This is a genomic window from Lapillicoccus sp. (assembly GCF_046595215.1).
In the GTDB taxonomy this organism is placed as follows: domain Bacteria; phylum Actinomycetota; class Actinomycetes; order Actinomycetales; family Dermatophilaceae; genus Lapillicoccus.
Genome location: NZ_JBKJPP010000070.1, coordinates 37419 through 44688 on the forward strand (window position 1 = coordinate 37419; position 7270 = coordinate 44688).

A 7270-nucleotide genomic window follows, 5' to 3' on the forward strand; every position below is an offset into this window, starting at 1 on the left:
GGGCCACGGCGGCGCTGGCGGTGAGTCGGTTTTCGGTCTCATGAGCTGCACGGCATACGTGTACTCACCCGGGGCCGGCCGCGCCCGTCGGCTCAGCCGCCGGTCGCCGGGGCTGCGGCCCGCCTCCGCCGCGTCCGCCGCGCGTCGGGGGCAGCGACGTCGGGGGCGGCGACGTCGGTGCCGGCGGCCCGGGCCCTCGTGGCCTGGTCGAGCAGCTCGCGCGCATGCTCGAGACCGGCGGCCGACCCCGCATCTCCGCTCATCATCCGGGACAGCTCACGCAGACGCTCGTCGTCCAAGACCCGCGTGACGCTGCTCGAGGTGACCCGGCCGTCGTCGTCCTTGCGGACGACGAGGTGACGGTCGGCAAAGGCGGCAACCTGCGCGAGGTGGGTGACGACGATGACCTGAGAGGTGCGGGCAAGGACGGCGAGCCGGGCTCCGACGTCGACCGCGGCCCGGCCCCCCACCCCGGCGTCGACCTCGTCGAAGACGAAGGTGGGCACGCCTCCGGCGCCGCCCGCGCCACTGACTACCTCGAGGGCGAGCATGACCCGCGACAGCTCGCCACCGGAGGCGGCCCTCGCGACGCTGCGGGCCGGGCTCCCCGGGTTGGCGGTGAGGAGGATCTCCACGTCGTCGGCGCCGTGCCGACCGAAGCGCACGGGCTCCCCGGCCACCGGCAGGCCCTCCGGGTCGGCGCGTGGGGTCACTGCGACGCTGATCCTTGCGCGGCCCATGGCCAGGTGCTGCAGCTCGGCGCTGACCCGTTCGCCGAAGTCACGACCGACCTCCTGTCGGGCGCTCCTCAGCGCCTCGGCCTCCGTCGAGAGCAGCTCCCGCAGCCGGACCGTCTCCTCGTCGAGCAGCGCAACCCGGTCGTCCGCGCCGAGGAGGTCGGTGAGGGTCACCGCCGCGTCCTTCGCCCACGCGAGGACGTCGTCCGTGGTCTCGCCGTACGCGCGGGTCAGCACCCCCAGGTCGGAGCGCCGTTGCTGCACCACCGCGAGCCGTCCGGGGTCGACGTCCGCGTCGGAGAGGTAGGAGGCGAGGTCCGCGGCCAGGTCTGCCGTGAGATAGCTCAGCTCCCCCGCCCGCTCGTCGAAGTCCTGCACGGCCTGGTCGTGCTCGATCATCGGTGCCAAGGCCGAGCGGACGGCCACCAGGCCCTCGCTGACGCTCGTCCGCGCGTCCACGACGGCCGCGTCCTCGCCGACCAGGACGGCGTGGGCCTGCTCCGCGGCGATCCGTAACCCGTCGGCGTGGGCCAGCCGCTCGTCCTCGGCCCGCAGCGCGGCGTCCTCCCCGGGCTGGGGATCCGCGGCCTCGATCTGGTCGAGCCCGGCCCGCAGGAGGTCGATCTCGCGGGCCCGTTCACGGCCCAGCCGGCGGAGGCGGTCACGTTCGCGGGTCGCCGCCGCGAGTGCGTCGAAGGTCTGCTGGTAGGCCAGCAGGGGCCTGCCGATGCGCGCGCCGCCGAAGCTGTCGAGCACCTCGCGGTGCTGATCACCCTGGCGCAGCCGCCACTGGTCCGCCTGACCGTGGACCGCGACGAGCATCTCGCCGAGCTCGGACAGCAGTCCGACCGGGGTGCTGCGGCCACCGACGTGCGCCCGCGAACGTCCCTCTCGCGTCACGGTCCGAGCCAGGACCAGGTCGTCGCTCACGTCGGCGCCCGCCTCGGCCGCGCGTTCTCGCGCGGGGTGTCCCTCGGGCAGGGTAAGGATCCCTTCGACGAGAGCCGCGGACGCGTCGGCCCGCACCAGCCCCGAGTCGGCTCGGGCACCGAGCAGCAGCCCGAGTCCCGAGATCACCATGGTCTTGCCCGCGCCGGTCTCGCCCGTCACGACGTTGAGGCCGGGGCTCAGCTCGAGGACGGCGTCGTCGATGACGCCGACACCCTTGATCCTGATCTCCTGGAACACACCGACACCCTACGGGCCTGCGGTGTCACCGATCTCGACCGTTGCCGCGCCAGCCGGCCACCGACAGGTCGAACTTCGCGACGAGCCGGTCGGTGAAGGGCGACGCGTTGAGTCTGGCAAGCCGCACTGACGTGTTGCTGCGGCAGACCTCGATCCGCGCCCCCGGCGGCAGGTCGACCTGACGCCGTCCGTCGCACCACATCACCCCGTGCCCCTGCGTCCCCCGGATCACCTCGACGGCCAGGCGCGACCTCGGCCCGACGACGACGGGACGGGCAAAGAGGGCGTGGGCAGAGTTGGGGACCATGAGGATGGCCTCGACGTCGGGCCAGATCACCGGCCCACCCGCCGAGAACGCGTATGCCGTGGAGCCGGTCGGGGTGGCGACCAGCACCCCGTCGCACCCCCAGGTCGACAGCGGCCGGCCGTCGATCTCAACCGTCACCTCGATCATCCGCTCCCGGGCTGCCTTCTCGACACTGACCTCGTTGAGGGCCCAGGACGACTCGACCCGGCGGCCGTCGTGGTGGACGACGACGTCGAGCGTCATCCGCTCCTCGACGACGTAGGTCCGCCGGACGATGTGGTCGACCGTTGCGGCCACGTCCTCGCACTCCGCCTCGGCGAGGAACCCCACGTGGCCGAGGTTGACCCCGAGCAGCGGGGCCTGCGTGCCCCGGGCGTGCTCGGCCCCACGCAGGATGGTGCCGTCGCCGCCGAGCACACAGACCAGCTCACACCCGTTCGTCGCCTGGGAGGGATCGGCGGTGACCACGGGCCCGATGTCGATGGAGGCGAAGGCTGCGGCCTCGTCCTTCGCCAGGGCGACCTCGATCCCGGCCTCGGTCAGGCGGGCGACGACGCCGCGCGCGATCTCGACGACCTCGGGGCGCGTGGGGTGGGCCACGAGGAGGATGCGGCGTGTCACGGTCGTCCCTTCACCTGCTCGATGAGCGCCTCGACGGCGTCGTGGTCCAGACCCTCACCGGGGCGTGGTGACATCCAGAGTAGGTACTCCCGGTTTCCGCCTCCGCCCCGGAGGGGACTACCGGTGAGACCGAGCACCTGAAGGCCCAGACTCGCCCCCACCCCGGTCACCTCGCGCAGGACCCTGGACTGCTCCACCCACGAGGTGACCACCCCGGTGCGACCGACCCGGTCACGGCCCACCTCGAACTGCGGTTTGACCAGGACGACCAGGTCGCCGTCGGGGCGCAGCTGCCCCCGCATCGGGGCGAGCGTGAGCTGCAGCGAGATGAAGCTGAGGTCAGCCACCACGAGGTCGAAGGGGGGGCCGAGCGCTCCCACGCGGACGTCCCGGATGTTGGTGCCGGAGCGTTCCTCCACCCTCGGGTCGTCGGCGACGGTCGGGACGAGCTGCCCGTGGCCGACGTCGAGCGCCGTGACGTGGGTCGCCCCGGATTCGAGGAGCACCTGCGTGAACCCCCCCGTGCTGGCACCGACGTCCAGGCAGCGCCGTCCCGCGATCGTCAGGCCCGACGCGCCAAAATGCTCCAGCGCGCCCAGCAGCTTGTGGGCCGCGCGACCGACCCACCGTTCGGGTTCGCTCGTGAGCAGGAGGGGCGTGTCGGCGCGGACCCTCACACCGGGCCTGGTCTGGGGTGCCCCGTCTACGGACACCGACCCGGCGACGATGAGGTCGCGGGCCTGGCCACGCGACCGGGCCAGACCACGCCGCACCAGCTCGACGTCGAGACGGGCACCGGCCCCGGGCGCGGTCACTCTCGGGTTCCCCACCCGCGCCGGTGGGGGGTCACTCCCCGCCCAGGTCGGAGAGCCGGCCCTGGAGCGTGCGGTGGAGCGTCTCACCGGCCTCGATCTGGTCGTCGAGAGAACCCGAGGACACGCTCTGCTCGAGCTGCGTCGTCGCTGAGTCGATGGCCGTGTCCCCGGTGCGCGGCGACGCCGCGACGGGAGTCGGAGACGCGACGTCCCCGTTGTCGACGTGGTCGTGCAGGGCGCTGTCGACGGCACCGAGGAAGGGTGTGGCGCGGGGGGTGGTGACGGGGACGTCGGGGCGGGCGTCCTCGCCGGGTCCTGGCTGATCTGTCATCAGGGCCGTTGCTCCGTCTCGGTGGTCTTCTGCGGCGACGACGTCTGGGGAGAGGCGGCGACGGGTGCTCTCGACGCGCTCTTCCGTGCCGCCCCTCGCTTCGTGGGTGTGCCAGACCTGCCGGTCGCCGCTGCAGTCTTGGTCGCCGCTGCAGTCTTGGTCGCCGCCGCTGTCCTGGTCGCCGCCGCAGACTTGCGGCTCGGCGTCGCCGCCTTGGTGACAGGTGCCGCCGCCGACTTTCGTCGGGCCCCTGCGCTCTTCTGCGCACTCTTAGTGACTGAGGCCGTCCTGGTGACCACGGCCTTCTTCCCGGAAGCCGCTCGCTTGGCGGACGTTGCGCCGGCGGATCCGCTCTTGACCGGACTGGCCTTCTTCGCCGCACCGGCCTTCTTCGCCGCACCGGCCTTCTTCGCCGGACCAGCCTTCCCCGGCAACGTCGTCCTCGGGGCAGAGGCCGTCCTGTTTGCCCCGGCGGGCGCCCTCACCTCAAACCCGTCGGTGCCGAGATCGTGCGCACTCCCGCGCACCACCTGACCGGTCAGGGCGCCGATGGCCGCCACCCCCGTCTCCGTCACCGATCTGAGCGCCGCGGAACCCAGGATCTGCTCGCGAAGCTCCTCGATGTCTGCCGAGAGCCTGGCCAGCCCGGCCCGGGCCCGATCGAGGTCAGCGGCCGGCACCAGCCCGGCCCGCTCCACCGCGTTCTCGACCTCCGACCGCACGAGCGCCAACAGATTCGCGCGATTGGTCGTTGCCGCGGCAAGAAGCTCATCGGCCAGTGCCGTCACCTGGGTCACCATTGGCGCCGACGTCACCGCCGCGGGCAGCATCAGCACCGCGTGGGCCGCCTCGGTGGCCTTGGCCCTCGAGAGCTCGGTCAGTCCTGAGGCGAGCTGGATGTAGCCACGGATCGCGTCAATCGCCATCTTTTTCCTCCGTCGTCATGTGGGAACTCAGGCTACTGCGCGAAGGACGTGGAACCTTCTCTAGCCAAGTCGGGATGTGAGGTCCTGCGCCGCCATCTCCAGTCGACCCCGGTCTGTCCCACCGACATCACGCAGAGTCAGGAGGGCGCGAGATCCCGCTGACAGCAGGGCAGATCGGGACGTCACCCGATCGACGCCCGCTTCCTCGGACACCGACACGAGGTCGTCGGCTGCCGGGTCGAGGTCGAGCCGGACTCGCGTGCTGCCGCAGCTCCACCAACCGTCTGACTGGCACACCACCTGCGCGGGGGCAGACAGGGCCCGCAGGTCGAACCCGACATGGGTCGGCGCGAGCCCGTCAGGCGATCGGACGAGCGACAGCAGGTCATCGACGCCCGTGAGCACCCACAACGAGTCGAGCCCCGCCCGCATCGCGCCGAGGATGTCCGTGTCGAGGCGGTCCCCCACAGCGAGCACGTCCCTCGGCGTCAGCCCGAGCCGGGACACCGACAGCTCATACAGCGGTGCCTCGGGCTTTCCGACCACGACTGGCTGTCGTCCGGTCGCGGTCACCACCGCCTCCACCAAGGTCCCGTTGCCGGGCGCGGGGCCACGATCGGTCGGCAGCGTCAGGTCACGGTTGGTTGCCACCCAGATGGCACCGGCCCTCACGGCACAGCTCGCCTCGGCCAGATCGCCTGCCGTGACGTCGCGGCCATACCCCTGCAGCACGGCCACCACGCCCTCCTCGGCTCGGCGCACGGGTTGCAGCCCCACCATCACGAGGGCCTCCAGCACACCTGCGCCACCCACGGCGAGCACCAACGCTCCCGGCGTCACGAGCCCGGTCAGGTGCGCGGCGCCAGCCTCGGCGCTGGTGACCACCTGCTCGGTCCCGACCCGCAGGCCGAGCCTCATGAGATGCGCGGCCACCTCGGACGACGGTCTCGAGGCGTTGTTCGTCGCGAATACCAGGCCCGTCCCCTCTGGTCGGTGAGCCAGCTCATCGATCGCATACGGCACGGCGCCGGCTCCGCGGTAGACCACGCCGTCGAGGTCACAGATGAGACCCCGGTAGTCCTGCAGCAGTGACCCGCCAGTGGTCTTCAGCGGTGCTCCGAGCGACCGTGGCCGCCCTCGCCCCCACCGCCGCCGTCGTCCCCGTCGCCCTCATCGTCCTCGAGAAGGTCCAACTGGGCCACGCCATCCAGCTCATCCAGACGTTCGGTGGCGTCCGTGTCCAGGTCCTCGTCGGCGTCGACGGCGTGGGCGAACCAGTCGCGGGCACCGGCTCGGTTGCCCAGTGCCAGCAAGGCCTCCGCGTACGCGTAGAACAGCCGCGCACTCCACGCCTTGCGTCCGGCGGCTTTGAGCTCCGGGATCTCCAAACCGGCTGCTGCGGCCTCATGCTGTCCCAGATCACGACGGATGCCCGAGACGACGATGGCCAGCTCGACGCGTTCGTCGCGGGCCAGCGTCCGTGCCTCGGGGGACGACGCGAGGTCGAGCGCGCGGTCGAGCCGGCCCAATCCTCGTTCGCAGTCCACCATGAGTGCCATCAGATGCGACGAGCCCGAGAGGCGACGTACTGTCCGGAACTCGGTGAGGGCTCGTGACCATTCCCCTTTTCGGTAGGCCACCAGGCCCAACGCCTCACGCGCAGCAGGCACCCGACCCGCCCGTCGCACGGCCGTCTCGGCATGCGCCTCCGCCCCGGCGATGTCGTCGTCGAGCAGGGCCGCCACCATGACCAGGTGCTGAGCGACGCCAAGAGCATTCTCCTTGCTCAGGGTCCGCAACTGCGCCCAGACCGACCGGTCCAGCTCCTTGCCGGTGATGCCATCGGCAATGGCCGGCTCGGGCAGTCGGGGGCTCTTCGGGGCGAGCCTGGTCCCGCCGCGCTCGTCGCGTCCCTCGCCACCACGTGCCCCCCTGATGGGATCCGCGGACGGGCGACGCGGCCCGGATGACGTCCCCCCCCTGGCGGCACGTGATGGCGGACCACCGCGACCGCTCGGAGGGCCACCTCGAGCGGGCTCCCGCCCCTGCCCATGAGGCCGCCCACGCTCGGACCGGTTGCCTGCGGAGGAGTCGTCACGAGGCGTCATCAGTGGCACTTCCGTTTCACGTTGGTGTCGGTAATTCTAGAGGCTCGTGGCCGCGGACCGGCCCAGCCGCAACGGTGCCCGAGGCAAGAGGCCTAGAACCTGCCCTTCAGCGGGCAGCCAAAGACGCCCTACCTGGATGTCTCCGGGTAGGGCGTCTGTGAATGGTTGTCCGGCTGCGTCCTACTCTCCCACACCGTAACCAGTGCAGTACCATCGGCGCTGAAGGGCTTAGCTTCC

Annotated in this window: 7 protein-coding genes; all 7 read right to left on the reverse strand. The window is 71.7% G+C overall.

The genetic code is table 11. From position 1 onward, the window contains the following. Nucleotides 1–92 precede the first annotated feature (92 nt). From recN to ACLL9L_RS05895, 7 genes are read right to left on the reverse strand one after another with little or no spacing between them, the layout of a single operon-like run. The gene (gene recN, locus ACLL9L_RS05865; RefSeq protein ID WP_411283704.1) at nucleotides 93–1925 is read right to left on the reverse strand and encodes a DNA repair protein RecN; all 1833 of its coding nucleotides are present in this window, start codon (nucleotides 1923–1925) and stop codon (nucleotides 93–95) included. Between the two features lie 25 nt (nucleotides 1926–1950). Further along, nucleotides 1951–2853 carry an NAD kinase gene (locus ACLL9L_RS05870; protein WP_411283705.1) on the reverse strand — a complete coding sequence of 301 codons (903 nt, stop codon included), beginning with the start codon at nucleotides 2851–2853 and terminating at the stop codon, nucleotides 1951–1953. Further along, nucleotides 2850–3668 (reverse strand): TlyA family RNA methyltransferase, encoded by an 819-nt coding sequence (locus ACLL9L_RS05875; RefSeq protein ID WP_411283706.1) that lies wholly within the window; start codon nucleotides 3666–3668, stop codon nucleotides 2850–2852. The genes ACLL9L_RS05870 and ACLL9L_RS05875 overlap by 4 nt, the downstream gene beginning before the upstream one ends. A 31-nt stretch (nucleotides 3669–3699) precedes the next feature. Next, nucleotides 3700–3999, reverse strand: a complete 300-nt coding sequence (locus ACLL9L_RS05880) for a hypothetical protein (protein ID WP_411283707.1) — start codon at nucleotides 3997–3999, stop codon at nucleotides 3700–3702. Then, nucleotides 3999–4925, reverse strand: a complete 927-nt coding sequence (locus tag ACLL9L_RS05885) for a hypothetical protein (protein WP_411283708.1) — start codon at nucleotides 4923–4925, stop codon at nucleotides 3999–4001. Before ACLL9L_RS05885 ends, ACLL9L_RS05880 begins: the two co-directional genes overlap by 1 nt. 60 nt (nucleotides 4926–4985) lie before the next feature. Next, entirely contained in the window at nucleotides 4986–6035 is a 1050-nt protein-coding gene (locus tag ACLL9L_RS05890) for an HAD-IIA family hydrolase (RefSeq protein WP_411283711.1), read from the reverse strand. Continuing rightward, a complete protein-coding gene (locus tag ACLL9L_RS05895) occupies nucleotides 6032–6673 on the reverse strand; it encodes a hypothetical protein (RefSeq protein WP_411283709.1) in 642 nt (213 codons plus the stop codon). The genes ACLL9L_RS05890 and ACLL9L_RS05895 overlap by 4 nt, the downstream gene beginning before the upstream one ends. Nucleotides 6674–7270: the final 597 nt, after the last annotated feature.

What these genes read in the sequence shown, in the direction of transcription:
- ACLL9L_RS05895 (WP_411283709.1), bottom strand. Translation starts at nt 6,673, where the DNA reads ATGGTGGCGGCCCTGCTCGACGACGACATCGCCGGGGCGGAGGCGCAT.
- ACLL9L_RS05885 (WP_411283708.1), bottom strand. Translation starts at nt 4,925, where the DNA reads ATGGCGATTGACGCGATCCGTGGCTACATCCAGCTCGCCTCAGGACTG.
- ACLL9L_RS05880 (WP_411283707.1), bottom strand. Translation starts at nt 3,999, where the DNA reads ATGACAGATCAGCCAGGACCCGGCGAGGACGCCCGCCCCGACGTCCCC.